Consider the following 16,299-nt stretch of genomic DNA (forward strand, 5'->3'; position numbering starts at 1 on the left):
CAAAAGAGCTTTCAAAAAAACGACCGAGGACACGAACAAAATCAGGGAGCAAATAATGTCCATGACCACGTCTCGACTTGCCACTGCTGCTGCGACCTTCGCTTTTGTCGCAGCGATGAGCAGCGGCGCACTGGCCCAAAAAAAATACGACCCCGGCGCAACCGACACCGAGATCAAGATCGGCAGCATCATGCCCTACAGCGGACCGGCTTCCGCCTACGGCATCATCGGCAAGACCCAGGCCGCCTACTTCAACAAGATCAACGCCGAAGGCGGCATCAACGGCCGCAAGATCAATTTCATCTCCTATGACGACGGCTATAGCCCGCCCAAGGCGGTGGAGCAGGCCCGCAAGCTGGTCGAGAGCGATGAAGTCCTGCTGATCTTCAACTCGCTCGGCACGCCGTCGAATTCGGCGATCCAGAAATACATGAACTCAAAAAAGGTGCCGCAACTCTTCGTCGCCACCGGCGCGACCAAATGGAACGATCCGAAGAACTTTCCCTGGACCATGGGCTGGCAGCCCAACTACCAGAGCGAGGGAATCATCTATGCGAAATACCTGATGAAGGAAAAGCCGGACGGCAAGATCGGCATTCTTTATCAGAACGACGACTTCGGCAAAGACGTGCTGAAGGGCCTGAAGGATGGTCTCGGCGCCAAGGGCGCGTCGATGATCGTGGCCGAAGAGCCTTACGAGACATCGGTGCCTACGGTGGACTCGCAGATCGTCGCGCTGAAATCGAAGGGCGCCGATGTGTTCGTCAGCATCACCACGCCGAAGTTCGGCGCGCAGTCGATCAAGAAGGTCGCTGAACTCGGATGGAAGCCGCTGTTCATCCTGAACAACGTCGCCTCATCGACGGGATCGGTCATCAAGCCTGCCGGTTTTGAAAATGCGCAGGGCGTGATCTCGGCCACCTACGGCAAGGACCCGACCGATCCGCAGTGGAAAGACGATCCGGGCGTGAAGAACTTCGATGCGTTCCTTGCGAAGTATTTCCCCGAAGCCAACCGCGCCGACTCGTCGGTCGCGTACGGCTACAGCTCGGCGCAGACCATGGTGCATGTATTGAAGATGTGCGGCGACAATCTCACCCGCGAGAACGTCATGAAGCAGGCCGCCAGCATCAAGGACCTGCAACAGGAAATGGGCCTGCCGGGCATCAAGATCAACACCAGCCCGACTGACTTTGCTCCGATCGAGCAGTTGCAGATGATGAAGTTCAAGGGCGAGCGCTGGGAACTGTTCGGCCCGATCATCAGCGGCGAGATCGGCGGCTGACAATCAGCAGGAAAGGAGCCGGATTTCCAGCCCGGAAATCCGACTTCCCCGCTCCAGACAGGCACTTCTGAAAACATTTCCGCCCTCCGCAATAACCTTGCGGAGGGCCTTTTAACGTCCGGCCGATCATGCCATGTCTTGAATCCTTTTATGACAAGCGATGACCTGATGACCGACAAACGCCCTTTGCTGCGTGCCATTTTCGACGCCGCTGTCGCCGCAGCCCATCCCGACCGGATACTTGCCGGGCACCTGCCGCCGCCGCCGCGCGGGCGGATTCTCTGTCTGGCCGCGGGCAAGGCCGCCGGTGCGTTGGCGCATGCTGCGGAACGGCACTATCTCGACGGCGGTCATATTGATCCGGCGCGGCTGTCGGGGCTTGCCACCACGCGCCATGGTTACGGCATGCCCACCAAACGCATCGAGGTTGTCGAGGCGGGACATCCGGTTCCCGATGAAGCGGGCATGAAGGCCGCGGCGCGAACGCTCGAACTGGCCGAAGCGGCGGGCGAAGACGATCTCGTTCTGGTGCTGTTGTCCGGCGGCGGTTCGGCGAACTGGGTCGCACCGGCGGACGGAATTTCGTTCGCGCAGAAACAGGCGATGAACAAGAGCCTGCTCCGATCCGGCGCGCCGATCGGCGAGATGAACACTGTCCGGAAACATCTGTCGCGCATCAAGGGCGGCCGGCTCGCCCGCGCCGCCGCGCCCGCGCAGGTTCTGACCCTGGCGATCTCGGACGTGCCGTTCGACGATCCCGCAACCATTGCATCGGGACCTACGGTGCCGGACACCACCACGCTGGCCGACGCGCGCGAGATCGTCGCCCGTTATCAAATCAAGGCGGATGATGCCGTGGCCGCGGCGCTGAACGATCCGCGCAACGAAAGCTGCAAGCCCGGCGACGCCGCGTTCGCGCGCGCGGACTTCAAAATCATCGCGCGGCCGCAGGAATCGCTGGATGCCGCGGTGGCTGTTGCGCGAAACGCCGGCTATGAGGTCGTTGCACTCGGCGCCGATCTTGAAGGCGAAGCGCGCGATGTCGCCGCCGCCCATGCGCAAATCGCGCTGAAGGCGCACGCAGAGGGCAGGAAGCTCGCGGTGCTGTCCGGCGGGGAACTCACGGTCACCGTGCGCGGCAACGGACGCGGCGGGCCCAACCAGGAATACGTGCTCGCACTTGCAAGCCTGTTCGCCGATACGGCGGGCATTTGCGTGCTGGCCGGCGACACCGACGGCGCGGACGGCGGCGCCGGACATCCGACCGATCCGGCCGGTGCGATCCTCGATCAGCGCACCTTTGCAAAGATGCGCGAGCTCAAGCTCGATCCGAAGGCCTATCTCGCCAATAACGATGCGACAGCGTTCTTTGAGGCCACCGGCGATCTTCTCATGACCGGGCCCACGCTGACCAACGTCAACGACATCCGCATCATTCTGGTGGATCCGTAAGCCACCGGCGTCATTCCGGACAGACCGCGCAGTGGGCTGATCCGGAATCCAGATAGGTTCGTCGAACGGTCGTCGGTGGATTCCGGGCTCGCTCGCAAAAAGCTCGCGCCCCGGAATGACGACTTAAAACTCCTGTGCGATCTTGCCGAGCATCGCCAGCAGCAGATCGCGGTTCTCGTTGCCGAGCAGTTCACGAAGCCGCGCCTCGTGCCGGGTCTCGATCAGTTTGCGCGCCCGCGACAGAACCGCGCGGCCTTTGTCCGTCAGTTTTAGAATGTGCGAGCGGCGATCGCTGCTGGAGCGGACGCGGACACAGAGATCCCGGCTTTCCAGTTCATCCAGCAGGGCAACGAAATTCGGCCGCAGAATGCCGAGGGTCGAGGCGATCTCGGTCTGGTTTCGTCCGGGATTCGTGTCCACCAGCATCAGGACGGAAAATTGTGCCGGTGTCAGTTGCAGCGCCGCGACGCAGCCGATGAAGTCGTCGAAAATCCGAAGTTGTGCGCGCTTGAGCGAATAGCCGAGGAAATCCGACAGATCCCCTATCCGGATCGGGGCGACAGGAGATACCGTCCGCGTGCGCGCCGCGGCCGGGCGCTTTTTGGCTTTGGCGGCAGCGGTGCTCGCGGTCCTGGAAACAGCCATCGTGCGCTTCCTGTCGTCGGTCTGCTCTTGCTATAAGGGCGCCTCGATGTTCAAAGGCGGCCAAGTCTTGTGATTATACTCAATAATCGTTATGAAACATATCAAACAGCGACGGCGGAATTCAACCGCCGCTTTCGGTGCGCCGGGCGCTTCAACCCGTCTGCACACGACGCTTGAGGGGACGCCTTGGATAGCACGATCCTTCTGTTCCTGTTGCAGGACGGAATAACCAGCGGCGCGATCTACGCGCTGCTCGGGCTCGCGCTCGTTCTGGTGTTCGCCGTCACCCGCGTCATCCTGATCCCGCAGGGCGAATTCGTCACCTTCGGCGCGCTGACCTTTGCCGTGCTGGCCACGGGCAAGGTGCCCGGCACGACCCTGCTCGCACTCGGCATGGGCGTGGTTGCGTTCGCATTCGACATGATCGCCGGGCGCAGCACGATGAACGGACGCAGGTTCGTTCACTCACTGGCGCTGAACATCCTGCTGCCGCTCGCAATCTGGGGACTGGCCACGCTGCTCGCGGGCCGGCAGAACAATGTGATCGTCAACTTCCTGCTGTCGATCGTGATCGTCGCGCCGATCGGGCTTTATCTCTATCGCATCGCCTATCAGCCTATCGCCCATGCGTCCGTTCTGGTGCTGCTGATCGCATCGGTCGGCGTGCATCTCGCCTTGCAGGGGCTGGGTCTGGTGTTCTTCGGCCCTGAAGGCCTCCGCGCGCCGGCGATTGCCACCGCCGCCTTTACCATCGGCCCGCTGCGGTTCACCGGCCAGAGCATCGCCATCTACGCCATCACTATCCTCCTGATCGTCGGGCTGTGGCTGCTGTTCGGCTACACGCTTTACGGCAAGGCGCTGCGTGCCACCGCGGTCAATCGCCTCGGCGCCCGCATCGTCGGCATCCGCACCACGCTGTCGGGACAGGTCGCGTTCCTGCTCGCCGCCGTGATCGGCACGATCTCCGGCATCCTGATCGTGCCCATTACGACGATCTATTACGACACCGGATTCCTGATCGGCCTGAAAGGCTTCGTCGCCGCCATTATCGGCGGACTTGTCAGCTATCCCCTCACCGCCACCGCCGCGCTGGTGGTCGGCATCGTCGAGGCGTTCTCGTCGTTCTATGCCAGCAACTTCAAGGAGGTCATCGTCTTCACGTTGCTGCTTCCGGTCCTGATCCTTCGCTCGCTGGCGACGCCAGAGGTCGAAGAGGAAGGGGATTAGGCGATGACACAGCGTTGGGGCATGATCGTGTTCGCGCTGGTGATGGCGGTCATCCCGTTCATTCCCGGCATGCCGCCGTTCTGGATCGTGCTGCTCGACAATATCGGGCTGGCTGCACTGGTGGCGATGGGCCTTGTGCTGCTGACCGGCGTCGGCGGCCTCACCTCGTTCGGCCAGGCCGCGTTCTGCGGCTTTGGCGCTTACACCACCGCGATCCTCACCACATCTTACGGACTGTCGCCGTGGCTGACATTGCCGCTGTCGCTGATGGTCAGCGGCGTCGCCGCCGTCATTCTCGGCCTCATTACCGTGCGACTGTCGGGCCACTACCTGCCGCTCGGCACCATCGCCTGGGGCATCAGCCTGTTCTACCTGTTCAGCAAGCTTGAGCTGGTCGGACGCAACGACGGCATTTCGGGCATTCCGCCGCTGGCCATCGGCGGATTGCAACTGACCGATCCCGGCAAGATTTATTTCGCGATCTGGTTCGCGGTGATCGTCTGCGCGCTGCTGACGGTGAATCTGCTCGACTCGCGGACCGGCCGCGCGATCCGCGCGCTGCGCCGCGGTCACATCGCCGCGGAAGCTTTCGGGGTGCAGACCGCGCGCGCCAAGCTGCTGGTCTTCATCTATGCCGCCGTGCTCGCCGGTCTGTCCGGCTGGCTCTATGCGCATTTCCAGCGCGCGGTGAATCCGACGCCGTTCGGCCTGAACGCCGGCATCGAGTATCTGTTCATCGCGGTGGTCGGCGGCGCGGGTTACGTCTGGGGCGCAGTGCTTGGCGCAGGCATTGTCGTCGTGCTCAAGGAATTCCTGCAGAGCTTCCTGCCGGTGGTGTTTCATGGATCGGCGCAACTCGAAACCGTGATTTTCGGCATTCTTCTCGTGGCACTGTTGCAGGTCGCGCCCGGCGGCATGTGGCCGCGCCTCGCCGCCCTGCTGAAACTCGACACCGCAAAACTTCCGGTACCAAAGGATGCAGCCACGCTGCCGCCGCGCAGCAAGGCGGTTCCGGCGTCGGAAACGCTGCTGGACATTCAGGCCGCGCGCAAACAGTTCGGCGGCGTGATCGCCGTCAACGACGTATCGTTCGACGTTCAGGCCCGCGAGATCGTGGCGCTGATCGGCCCCAACGGCGCAGGCAAGAGCACCACCTTCAATCTCATCACCGGCGTGCTGCGCTCGTCGGGCGGAACGATCTCCGTTCTCGGCCACAACGTCGACAACGCGCCGCCGCAGGACATCGCCAGGCTTGGCGTCGCCCGCACCTTCCAGCACGTCAAGCTGGTCCCGGACATGACCGTGCTGGAAAACGTCGCCATCGGCACTCATCTGCGCGGCCATGCCGGTGCGATCGCCAGCATGCTGCGGCTCGACCGCAGGGATGAAGCCGCGCTGCTCGCCGAAGCGGCAACGCAGATCGCGCGGGTCGGCCTCGCCGACCAGATGCATCAGCTTGCGGGCAGCCTTTCGCTCGGCCAGCAGCGCATCGTGGAAATCGCCCGCGCGCTGTGCGTCGATCCGATCCTGCTGCTGCTGGACGAGCCGGCCGCCGGTTTGCGCCACATGGAGAAACAGAAGCTGTCGGCGCTGCTGCGCCAGTTGCGCTCCGAGGGCATGTCGGTCCTCCTGGTCGAGCACGACATGGGCTTCGTGATGGATATCGCGGACCGCATCGTCGTGCTGGAATTCGGCACCAAGATCGCCGAGGGCACGCCAATGGCCATTCGCGCCAACCCCGATGTGATCAAGGCCTATCTGGGGACGGCATCATGACCAGGCTGCTGTCCGTCGAGAATGCGCACATCGCCTACGGCAAGGTCGAAGCCGTGCGCGGCGTCTCGCTTGACGTCAACGCCGACGAGATCGTGACCATTGTCGGCGCCAACGGCGCGGGCAAGACCACGCTGCTCAATGCCATCATGGGAATTCTGCCGCTCTCCGGTAGCGTGGTTTTCTCCGGCCAGCAGATCTCGCGTCTCGACATCGAGGACCGGGTCGCGGCAGGACTTTGCATCGTGCCCGAGCATCGCGAGTTGTTCGGCACCATGACCGTCGAGGAGAACCTGCAACTCGGCGGCTTCCGTGTGCCGCGCGCAAAGGCCGCCAGCGAACAGGAGCGCGTCTTTGCGCTGTTCCCGCGCCTGAAGGAGCGCCGCACCCAGCTTGCGGGCACGCTCTCCGGCGGCGAGCAGCAGATGCTGGCGATGGGCCGCGCCCTGATGAGCCAGCCGCGACTGCTGATGCTGGACGAGCCCTCGCTCGGCCTCGCGCCGCTGATCGTTGCGGATATTTTCCGCACCATCGGCGAGTTGCGGCAGGCTGGCGTCTCGGTGCTGCTGGTGGAACAGAACGCCCGCGCCGCGCTCGAGATCGCCGACCGCGCCTATGTGATGGAGCTTGGCGAATTCATCATGAGCGGCTCGGCGAAGGAGATCAGCGGCGACCAGCGCGTGGTGGCGAGCTATCTCGGCTTCCAGCACGGCGAAGAGAGCAGGCTGTAGCGCGGGAACGAGCTGTTCTCACCTCTCCCCACGGGGGAGAGGTCGCGAGCAAAGCGAGCGGGTGAGGGGGTTCGAATTTTCGATTGAGGATTTGGTACCCCCTCACCCCAACCCTCTCCCCGACGGGGAGAGGGAGTCCATTATCGCTTGATGCCGATGCCGGACCTTCGCGAAGACGACACCGTGTCTGTGGTGAAAGCCAAAACCATCTAACAATCTTCTCCGTTCTGGCTGATACTCGCGTCCGCAAAATCTTCGTGCGGGGCACTTCGGTCATGGACGCGCGCTCACAGCGAAAGCTGCGTTTTTTAACGGCAATTCTCGGAACCGGCGCGCTTGGCGGAATCATCTTTGTTGTCGCCCGCGTCGGCTTTTCGCCGTCGCAACTTGCCATCGGCATCATTTACGGTGTTCTGATCAGCGGCGCGATCGGCACATTCGAGCTTCTCGCCTCGTCGGGACCGCTGCGCGACTGGCTGGGAAGCCTGCCGCTCACTGCAAACCTTGCAATCCGCAGCGCGTTCTATGCCGCCGTGATCATTCCGGTGCAGTATTTCGATCTCGGCGTTCTGATCGCCGGCCTGACGCCGGATCCCAATCAGAATGTCTGGACGCCCATTATCTTCTCGGCCGTGTTTGCAATCGCGCTGAACCTGCTGTTCGCGATCAGCAACATCATCGGGCCGCGCGCCTTCCTCCATCTGGTCACCGGACGATACCACACACCGGTCGAGGAAAGCCGGTTCGTCCTGTTCGTCGACATTGCAGGCTCGACGGCTCTCGCCGAACGCCTCGGCGGCCTTGGAATCCATAGTTTTCTGGACAAGACGTTCCGGAGCCTGACCGGACCGATCATCGATAGCCGGGGCGAGGTGCTGAACTATGTCGGCGACGAGATCATCGTGACCTGGTCAGAAGCCTCGGGCGCGATCGATTGCCGGCCGCTGCGCTGCTTTCTGGCCATGCGCGACACCTTGCAAAAACTTCAAAGCCGTTTTGAGAAAGAATTCGGCGTCGCGCCGAGAATCCGCGGCAGCCTGCATTTCGGTCCGGTCATTGTCGGCGAAATCGGAGATATCAAGCGCGCCATCGTGTTCAACGGCGACGTAATGAATACCGCCGCCCGGCTGGAAGAGCTCAGCCGCAATGTGGACGGCGGCTTTGTCGCCTCGCGCGCAGCGATCGAGCAGTTCAAGTCCCCTCTCCCGGCTCCGCTGCACGATCTCGGAGTCCGTGACATTCGCGGCAGGTCCGACGGGCTGGCTGTGATGGGTCTCGCCTAACAGGCGTCAAATAATATGCCGGCATCGCAGACACGTTTACACAGTCGACGACTGCGATGACCGGGCCATCTCCCTCTCCCCGTTTACGGGGAAAGGGTCGGGGTGAGGGGCAAGTTCGGATGATTGATTAGCCCCTTACCCCGCTCGCTTTGCTTGCGACCTCTCCCCGTCAGAACGGGGAGAGGTGAAAACTACTTCACGACTTCATACTTGCCGTTCTTCACGGTGAGAATGAGACGCGAACGGTCGTCGGTGCCGAAGCGGTTGGTCTCGGTGAAGTTATAGACGCCCTGGCTGGCGGCGATTTCCTTCTCGGAGAGCAACGCCTTGCGGATCGCTTCGCGGAATTCCGGCGTGCCGGGCTTCGCCGTCTTCAACGCCACCGGCACGACACGCTTCAGAACCTCGAAAGCATCGTACATATGGCCCGCGAACTGGCTGCGGGTGTCGGCGCCGTACTTCTTTTCGTAGGCGGTGTTCAGCGCCATGCCGGGCTTTTTGGTCAGCGCGCTGTCCGGCTGGCCTTCCGGAGCCATCACCGGGCCAGCGGCCATGATGACGCCTTCAGCCGAAGAACCGGCGATACGAATGAAGTCCATCGCGGCCGCGCCATGGGTCTGATAGATCAAGCCCTTGTAGCCGCGGTCGCGCAGCGCCGCCTGCGGAAGGGCCGCTCCTGTGCCCGAGGCGCCAATCAGGATCGCGTCGGGATTGGCCGCAACCAGCTTCAGCACCTGACCAGCCACCGACGTGTCCGGACGCGCATAGCGCTCTTCCGCCACAACGGTGATGCCGCCCATGGCGCCGGTCTGGGTCTTCAGATCATTGAGCCAGAGGTCGCCGTAGGAATCGGAGAAGCCGATATAGCCGACGGTCTTGATGTTGTTCTTCTTCATGTGCTCGTAGAGCACCTTGCCCATGATCGGCACCGGCTGCGGCATCACGGCGGTCCACTTTTCGCGGGCCGGCGTGATCGGAAGCGGCGCGAGGCTGAGCTGCGGTACGCCGACTTCGTTGGCGACCGTCGAAATCGCGATCGACGGCGGCGTGGTCGACGAACCGATCATGATGTCGGCGTTGGATTCGGTCACAAAGCGGCGCGCGTTGGTGGTCGCCGCGGTCGGATCGCCGGCGTCGTCCAGCAGGATGGTCTTGATCTTGGCGCCGCCGATTTCGGTCGGGACGAATTCGAGCGCGTTCTTTTCAGGAATGCCGAGCGCAGCCGCAGGACCGGTGGTGCTGATGCTGATGCCGATGGTGATGTCCTGCGCGAGCACGGCGCCCGGCAAAGCCATCGCGGCGGCAAGAACCGCGGCGGTCCATGTGAAAGTCTTCATGTGGTCCTCCCTTGAAAGTCTCTTTTGACGTTTCTGACAGTCGTTAACGATTGACCGGACGACGAAACTATTTGCGGTGCACCATCCGGTTTCGATTGCCGTCATTCAGATAGAAGTTAGCGGCCATTTGCAATGCTTTCCGCATGTACATTGGTATGATGCGCCAGCCTTCGAACGGCCTTTTCGGATATTGTTATCTGGTATAATCAATTTTAGCGATGCGCAAACCATATTCGCGCGGCCAGGAGAGACACAGATTGCGGACACAGGTGGCCATCATCGGCGGAGGCCCGGCGGGTTTGCTGCTCGGACAGTTGCTGCACCGCTACGGCATCGACAACGTTATCTTCGAGCGCAAGGATCGCGACTACATCCTCGCGCGAATCCGGGCGGGCGTGCTCGAACAGGGCACCGTCGGTCTGCTGGAACAGGTCGGTGTCGCAGAGCGGCTGCACCATGATGGCCTGATCCATCACGGCATCGAACTGGCGTTCAACGGTGCGCGTCACCGCATCGATATGACGCAGGCCACCGGCAAGACGGTAACCGTCTACGGGCAAACCGAAGTCACCCGCGACCTGATGGATGCGCGGATCAAGGCCGGGCTCACCACTGTCTATGACGCCGGCGATGTGAGCCTGCATGACTTTGCGAGCGGCCAGCCGCGGGTGCGTTACGTCAAGGACGGCACCACACACGAGATGGCGTGCGATTTCATCGCAGGCTGCGATGGTTTCCACGGCGTCAGCCGCCAGAGCGTCAAGCCGGACGCGCTGAAGCTGTTCGAACGGGTGTATCCGTTCGGCTGGCTCGGACTGCTGTCGGAAACGCCGCCGGTCTCGCCCGAACTGATCTACAACAATCACGAGCGCGGCTTCGCGCTGTGCTCGATGCGCTCGGCGCATCGCAGCCGCTACTATCTGCAATGCAAGCTCGACGACCATGTCGACAACTGGCCGGACGACAAGTTCTGGGAGGAGCTGAAGCGGCGGCTGGATCAGGAAGCGGTCGATCACCTCGTCACCGGACCGTCGATCGAAAAGAGCATCGCACCTCTGAGGAGCTTCGTCGCCGAGCCGATGCGGTTCGGCCGGCTGTTCCTGGCCGGCGACGCCGCGCATATCGTGCCGCCGACCGGCGCCAAGGGACTGAACCTCGCTGCCAGCGACGTGCACTATCTCTCCGTCGCCTTGCGCGAGTTCTACGCCGACAAATCCTCGGCGGGTATCGACGATTATTCGCGGCGCGCGCTGAGCCGGGTATGGAAGGCCGAGCGCTTCTCCTGGTGGATGACATCGATGCTGCATCGATTCCCCGGCACCGATGAATTCAGCTCGCGCATCCAGATCGCGGAGCTGAACTACCTGATCGAATCCGACGCCGCGAAGATGTCGCTTTCGGAAAACTATGTCGGCTTGCCGTACTAAACCTCGAGGCAAACACGATCAGCCCCCTCGCCCCGCTCTTGCGGGGAGAGGGTTGGGGTGAGGGGCACGCCTCAATGAAAGGAAACCGCCCCTCACCCGGATCGCAAGAGCGATCCGACCTCTCCCCGTAAACGGGGAGAGGTGAAGTACGCCGCCGTTGTTTCAAACATCGCAGCGATATCGTGTTTCAAACTTGATTTCGAATGATCGCGCGCGACGCCGGCTTTATGATGCAGACAACCGAACCGTGCAGCATTTGAAAGAGAAACATGGGAACGACCGAAACACTTGCCGCCGTCCCAGCAGGCTTCGCGCGCCATCCACGGCGCAGTCCGCTCACCGAGCCCTGGGAGCCGATCTATTTCAAGGCGACGCCGGAAGCCTACATTCTCGGGCTTCGCCTCGCCGAGGCACACACCAATTCACGCGGGCTGATCCATGGCGGGCTGATCGCGGCGCTTGCCGACAATGCAATGGGACTGAGCTGCAGTCTCAAAGCCGGCAATCTTCTCGGGCTGGTCACCATCAACCTCTCCGTCGATTATCTCGGTTCGGCGAATATCGGGCAGTGGCTTGAGATCGACACCAACTTCATGAAGATCGGCGGTTCGATCTGCTTCGCGCAATGCCTGGTCACGGCCGACGGGGAACCTTGCGCGCGCGCCAACGCAACCTTCAAGATTGCGCGGAAGAAATAGCGACCGTGATTGCGAGCCAACGGCTCCGCTTCGCCGGCCCCATTACAAACTCCGCCAAGCAACCCATTCTCGGAAAGAAAAACCGGATTGCTTCGCAGCGGCGTTCCTCGCAATAACAACCTCTGCAATCTGACGGCTCTTCGCCGCTACTTCGTCCCGAACCGCCAGTCAGTTTGCGCTACAACGAGATCGATGAACGCGCGGACCTTCGCGGACAGCAGCCGCGAGGTCGGATACACCAGATGGATCGGCATCGGGGGCAGTTCGTATTTCGCCAGCACGATCTTGAGCCGTCCTGCCTTGAGCGATTCCGCCACCTGATAGGCCAGGACACTGATGAGGCCTCCGCCCTGCTCGGCATGGAGCACGGCGGCATCGGTGCTGTTGGTTGCAAAGCGCGACGTATTCGGCACGCGGATTTCGCGCCCGTCTTCGACAAAGCGCCACTCCACCAGCGCACTGCTGCCCGAGAACTGGATCACCTCATGATCGGCGAGGTCAGACAGTTTCTGCGGCGTACCGTGCGCCTTGAGATAGCGCGGCGATGCCACCACAACCCGCCGCATGTCACCCACCGCACGCGCGATCACACTGGAATCCACCAGATGGCCGATGCGCACGGCAAGGTCGATCCCTTCATCCACGAGACTGACCGTCCGGTCCGACAGCCGCAGTTCGGCGCTGACATCAGGATACTGTTTCAGATAGGCCGACATCACCGGGCCGACATGCAACCGTCCGAACATCAGCGGCGCTGAGACGATCAGCCGGCCCGATGGCTTGCTGCGTTCGGCCTGGACTGAACTTTCGGCCTCCTCAAGATCGCCGAGAATCCGCCGTGCCCGCTCCAGATAACGCGCACCGACATCGGTGAGAGTCACCGAGCGCGTGGTGCGCTGGAGCAGCCGCGCACCGAGATGATTTTCCAGACTCGCGATCAGGCGCGTCACCGCAGACGCCGACAGGCCAAGCTTGCGCGCAGCGGGAGCAAACCCCTCAAGGTCTGCCACCGAAACAAACGCGCGCATGGCGTCGATCCTGTCCATGGCATTATTTCATATCGTGCAATTATGTACTGTCAATTCCATTAATTGTCCCGAAACAGGAAACAACACATCTTTCACACGACGAGCGGCAACGGGCCGGCTCGCCACGAAAAAGGATGACGTGATGTCCCTGATCCCAACCCCCACCTCGATCGAAGCTGCCCCGGCGGAATCGCGCCCCCTGCTGGAGGCGGTGAACAAGCAGATCGGCAGAGTGCCGAACCTGTTTCGCCTTGTCGGCGTCAGTCCCGCCAGCCTTGAAGCCTACCTTGGCATGAACGGCGCGCTCGGCAAGGGCACACTCGATGTCAGAACGCGCGAGCGGATCGCCCTCGCTGTCGCAGAGATCAATGGCTGCGGCTACTGCCTGTCGGCGCATTCCTATTTCGGCAAGAATCTCGCCAAGCTGAGTGACGATGAGATTCTCGCCAACCGGAACGGCGGCTCGACCGACGTCAAGGCCGATGCCGCAGTGCGCTTTGCGGCGCAGTTGGCGAACGCGCGTGGTCAGGTCGGCGACGACGCCGTGCAGGCAGTCCGGCAAGCGGGTTACACCGATGCGCAGATCATCGAGATCATTGCCCATGTCGCGATCAACACGTTCACGAACTACGTCAACGAGTCGCTGAAGACCGAGATCGACTTTCCTGTCGTGTCGCGCCGCGCCGCGGCCTAGTCTGCATAGAGGCCGCCGGGTGGGACTACGTCTCATCCGGCGGGCAATCGAACGCCGGCCCAATCAACGAGGTGTGAGATGACAACCACCCAGTCCTATTCGAGCGACGTTGCCTTTACGCCGGCCGTGAAAGCCATTCAGGCCCGCAAGGGATCGCGCGGCGGCTACGCGCATATGGAAGACGGCGGCGGCTTTCGCACCGAGATCGATGAAGCGCTGGCCGCCTTCATCGGCGAGCAGACCAGTTTCTTCCTGGCGACCGCGAACGCCGAGGGACAGCCCTATATCCAGCATCGCGGCGGCCCGGCGGGCTTCATCAGGATTCTCGACAAGACCACGCTGGCCTTCGCGGATTTTCGCGGCAACCGGCAGTACATCACGCAGGGCAATCTCAGCGAGAACCCGAAGGCCTATATTTTCCTGATCGATTACGTCAATCGCCGCCGGATCAAGATCTGGGGCGAGGCGCGGGTGGTCGAGGACGATCCGGCGCTGATCGCCACACTGATGCCGAAGGATTACAAGGCGAAGCCCGAACAGGCGATCCTGTTCAAGATCACCGCATGGGACAGCAACTGCCCGCAGCACATTCCCATGAAGTTCGACGCCGCCGACGTCGCGGCAGCGATTGCCGAGCGCGACGCGCGGATTGCGGAGCTTGAGGCGGAAGTAGCGCGGTTGAAGCAGAAATCAGCGAGTTAAAGCTTGTCATTGCGAGCGAAGCGAAGCAATCCACTCTTCAAAAAAGTATGGATTGCTTCGTCGCTTCACTCCTCGCAATGACGATTGGAGTTACGCCGCCATCAGCAACCGCTGCCAGGGATGCTCGGGATAGTAGCGCGCCATCATCCGGTCCACGTAGGCGACCAGATTGGAGAACTCCAGCGCGCGCTGGCGCAGCGGTGAATCGAAGAACGGCGTCATCAGGCCGGCCAGTGATGCAAAGGCCGTGGCGTCCGTACCGCATGGCTTGTCGCCCATCAGATAAGGCTTCCATCCGAGCAGCATCGACAGCGCGGAAAGCGTGCGGGCGCCGAGTTCGGTAATCTCGTCGGGCGTATGGCGTGCGAGACCCGCGATCCGCATGTTCTCCGCAACCCGGCCGAGCACATCCTCGCGGATCGCGTCGCGGAGGTGCTCAGGCGCGCCGTCGAAGAAATGCGCCGGTCCCTTGGCGAAATTGTCGGGGATCAGCCAGCGCGTATAGCCCGAAGCCCAGTTGAAATGATTCTCGATCATCCGCTCGATCGCCCAGGCTTCGGCGCGCTGGCGCTCGTCGAGCACCTCGTCGAAATCAAAACCGTGTTTCGCTTCCAGATGCAGACGGATGAAGGTGGAATCGGCGATCCGCTCCTCGGCGTCATCGATATAGGGCAGTTGCCCCTTCGGCGAGGTGTCCGGCATCGCCTGTTGCTTGACGTATTTCAGGCCGGCCATCTTGAGCTGGACCTCGGACTTGGTGACGTAGGGGCTGATTTCCGGGAGGCCGAAACCGGGGCCGATGCCATAGAGGGTGATCATGGGGAGCATCCTTGCGCGTTGAAAAGATGCCCGTTTGTAGATACCCCCTGCTGCCACCATACTGTCAGCAGCAAGCGACCCAAGAGACCCATAAGAGACCCTAAATGAGGCGCGCCGACCGGCTGTTTCAGATCATCCAGGTGCTCCGGCGCACCCGCAAGCCGCTGACCGCCGAGGCGATTGCGAAGGAGCTGGAAACCTCGAAACGCACGATCTACCGCGATATCGCCACGCTCATTGGCCAGCGCGTGCCGATCCGCGGCGAGGCCGGCACTGGCTATGTGCTGGAAAAAGGCTTCGACATGCCGCCGCTGATGCTGACGCCCGACGAGATCGAGGCCGCAGTCCTGGGCGCGCAATGGGTGGCCGGGCGGGCTGACCCGGTGCTGGCAAAGGCGGCGCAGGACCTGATCGCCAAGATCGTCGAGACGATACCCGAGCGGCTGCAACCGCTGGCACTCGAGCCCGCCAGCCGGACGCCGCCGAAATGGGACGCGACGCCCGACAGCATCGATATGACGCAATTACGGGCGCATATCTACGCCAGCAAGAAAGTCCTGCTGCATTACCGCGACGAGCAGGGCCGGGAGAGCAAACGCACGGTCTGGCCGATTGCGGTCGGCTATCTGGAAACCGTGCGAATGCTGGCGGCGTGGTGCGAATTGCGAAGGGACTTTCGCAGCTTCCGGATCGACCGCATGACCGATGCCGTGTTTCTCGACGAAAAATATCCGGAGCGCCGCGCCGCCTTGCGGACGAAATGGATGAAGACCTTTGCGCTTCACAACAACATGCACGAACGCTGACATCATGACTGCAACCGACAATCCCTGCCAGAGCTGCGGAGCCTGCTGCTCCTATTCGAGCAACTGGCCACGCTTCACAGTGGAAGACGACGCCGCGCTCGATCTCATTCCCGAGAAGTTCGTCAACGACCGGCTGTCGGGTATGCGCTGCGACGGCGACCGGTGCTCGGCCCTGACCGGCAAGGTCGGAACCGCGACCGCCTGCGGGATCTATGATGTGCGGCCCGAAGTCTGCCGCACCTGCATGCCGGGCGATCCCGAATGCGGCATGGCGCGCCGGCGGTTCGGACTGCCGGAAATCGCCGGTTCCATACCCGGCGATCAGTAATCCGGGAACCAAGTCGCATCGTCCGGCGTCAATACTGTCAGCACCTCTCAGAACGGGAGCAGGA

16 protein-coding genes are annotated in these 16,299 nt (G+C 62.2%); 12 read left to right on the plus strand and 4 right to left on the minus strand.

Annotation, left to right across the window (positions count from 1 at the left end):
* Positions 1–55 precede the first annotated feature (55 nt).
* A complete protein-coding gene (locus HMPREF9695_RS20295) occupies positions 56–1,285 on the plus strand; it encodes an ABC transporter substrate-binding protein (protein WP_006022773.1) in 1,230 nt (409 codons plus the stop codon).
* A 168-nt stretch (positions 1,286–1,453) separates the two neighbouring features.
* A complete protein-coding gene (locus tag HMPREF9695_RS20300; RefSeq protein ID WP_041713219.1) occupies positions 1,454–2,737 on the plus strand; it encodes a glycerate kinase type-2 family protein in 1,284 nt (427 codons plus the stop codon).
* A gap of 123 nt (positions 2,738–2,860) precedes the next feature.
* Here HMPREF9695_RS20300 and HMPREF9695_RS20305 read toward each other — a convergent pair whose 3' ends face one another.
* A complete protein-coding gene (locus tag HMPREF9695_RS20305) occupies positions 2,861–3,382 on the minus strand; it encodes a MarR family winged helix-turn-helix transcriptional regulator (protein ID WP_006022775.1) in 522 nt (173 codons plus the stop codon).
* A 186-nt stretch (positions 3,383–3,568) separates the two neighbouring features.
* On the opposite strand from HMPREF9695_RS20305, the gene HMPREF9695_RS20310 reads away from it, so the two are divergent.
* The 4 genes from HMPREF9695_RS20310 to HMPREF9695_RS20325 all read left to right on the plus strand — a co-directional run bounded on the left by HMPREF9695_RS20310 (position 3,569) and on the right by HMPREF9695_RS20325 (position 8,396).
* Positions 3,569–4,609 (plus strand): branched-chain amino acid ABC transporter permease, encoded by a 1,041-nt coding sequence (locus HMPREF9695_RS20310; RefSeq protein ID WP_006022776.1) that lies wholly within the window; start codon positions 3,569–3,571, stop codon positions 4,607–4,609.
* A 3-nt stretch (positions 4,610–4,612) separates the two neighbouring features.
* Entirely contained in the window at positions 4,613–6,385 is a 1,773-nt protein-coding gene (locus HMPREF9695_RS20315) for a branched-chain amino acid ABC transporter ATP-binding protein/permease (RefSeq protein ID WP_006022777.1), read from the plus strand.
* Positions 6,382–7,113, plus strand: coding sequence for an ABC transporter ATP-binding protein (locus tag HMPREF9695_RS20320; protein WP_006022778.1), 732 nt, complete (start codon positions 6,382–6,384; stop codon positions 7,111–7,113). Before HMPREF9695_RS20315 ends, HMPREF9695_RS20320 begins: the two co-directional genes overlap by 4 nt.
* Before the next feature lie 275 nt (positions 7,114–7,388).
* Positions 7,389–8,396: an adenylate/guanylate cyclase domain-containing protein gene (locus HMPREF9695_RS20325; RefSeq protein WP_006022779.1), complete on the plus strand. Its 1,008-nt coding sequence runs from the start codon at positions 7,389–7,391 to the stop codon at positions 8,394–8,396.
* A gap of 191 nt (positions 8,397–8,587) precedes the next feature.
* Here the strand turns inward: HMPREF9695_RS20325 and HMPREF9695_RS20330 are convergent, their stop codons facing one another.
* Positions 8,588–9,733 carry an ABC transporter substrate-binding protein gene (locus HMPREF9695_RS20330; RefSeq protein WP_006022780.1) on the minus strand — a complete coding sequence of 382 codons (1,146 nt, stop codon included), beginning with the start codon at positions 9,731–9,733 and terminating at the stop codon, positions 8,588–8,590.
* Positions 9,734–9,990: 257 nt separating this feature from the next.
* On the opposite strand from HMPREF9695_RS20330, the gene pobA reads away from it, so the two are divergent.
* Entirely contained in the window at positions 9,991–11,160 is a 1,170-nt protein-coding gene (gene pobA, locus HMPREF9695_RS20335) for a 4-hydroxybenzoate 3-monooxygenase (RefSeq protein WP_006022781.1), read from the plus strand.
* 269 nt (positions 11,161–11,429) lie between these two features.
* Positions 11,430–11,858 carry a PaaI family thioesterase gene (locus HMPREF9695_RS20340; protein ID WP_006022782.1) on the plus strand — a complete coding sequence of 143 codons (429 nt, stop codon included), beginning with the start codon at positions 11,430–11,432 and terminating at the stop codon, positions 11,856–11,858.
* A gap of 146 nt (positions 11,859–12,004) precedes the next feature.
* Here the strand turns inward: HMPREF9695_RS20340 and HMPREF9695_RS20345 are convergent, their stop codons facing one another.
* Positions 12,005–12,904 carry a LysR family transcriptional regulator gene (locus tag HMPREF9695_RS20345; protein ID WP_041712987.1) on the minus strand — a complete coding sequence of 300 codons (900 nt, stop codon included), beginning with the start codon at positions 12,902–12,904 and terminating at the stop codon, positions 12,005–12,007.
* Between the two features lie 124 nt (positions 12,905–13,028).
* Between HMPREF9695_RS20345 and HMPREF9695_RS20350 the strand changes: the two genes are divergently transcribed.
* Together HMPREF9695_RS20350 and HMPREF9695_RS20355 are read left to right on the plus strand one after the other, a co-directional pair.
* Positions 13,029–13,580, plus strand: coding sequence for a carboxymuconolactone decarboxylase family protein (locus HMPREF9695_RS20350; protein ID WP_006022784.1), 552 nt, complete (start codon positions 13,029–13,031; stop codon positions 13,578–13,580).
* 78 nt (positions 13,581–13,658) lie between these two features.
* Positions 13,659–14,282 (plus strand): pyridoxamine 5'-phosphate oxidase family protein, encoded by a 624-nt coding sequence (locus HMPREF9695_RS20355; protein WP_006022785.1) that lies wholly within the window; start codon positions 13,659–13,661, stop codon positions 14,280–14,282.
* 90 nt (positions 14,283–14,372) lie between these two features.
* Here the strand turns inward: HMPREF9695_RS20355 and HMPREF9695_RS20360 are convergent, their stop codons facing one another.
* The gene (locus tag HMPREF9695_RS20360) at positions 14,373–15,101 is read right to left on the minus strand and encodes a glutathione S-transferase family protein (protein WP_006022786.1); all 729 of its coding nucleotides are present in this window, start codon (positions 15,099–15,101) and stop codon (positions 14,373–14,375) included.
* Positions 15,102–15,205: 104 nt separating this feature from the next.
* On the opposite strand from HMPREF9695_RS20360, the gene HMPREF9695_RS20365 reads away from it, so the two are divergent.
* Both HMPREF9695_RS20365 and HMPREF9695_RS20370 read left to right on the plus strand, forming a co-directional pair.
* On the plus strand, positions 15,206–15,907 hold the full coding sequence (locus HMPREF9695_RS20365) for a helix-turn-helix transcriptional regulator (RefSeq protein ID WP_006022787.1): 702 nt from the start codon (positions 15,206–15,208) through the stop codon (positions 15,905–15,907).
* Positions 15,908–15,911: 4 nt separating this feature from the next.
* Positions 15,912–16,235 (plus strand): YkgJ family cysteine cluster protein, encoded by a 324-nt coding sequence (locus HMPREF9695_RS20370; RefSeq protein WP_006022788.1) that lies wholly within the window; start codon positions 15,912–15,914, stop codon positions 16,233–16,235.
* Positions 16,236–16,299 lie beyond the last annotated feature (64 nt).

The organism is Afipia broomeae ATCC 49717 (assembly GCF_000314675.2).
GTDB classification, from domain to species: Bacteria; Pseudomonadota; Alphaproteobacteria; order Rhizobiales; family Xanthobacteraceae; genus Afipia; species Afipia broomeae.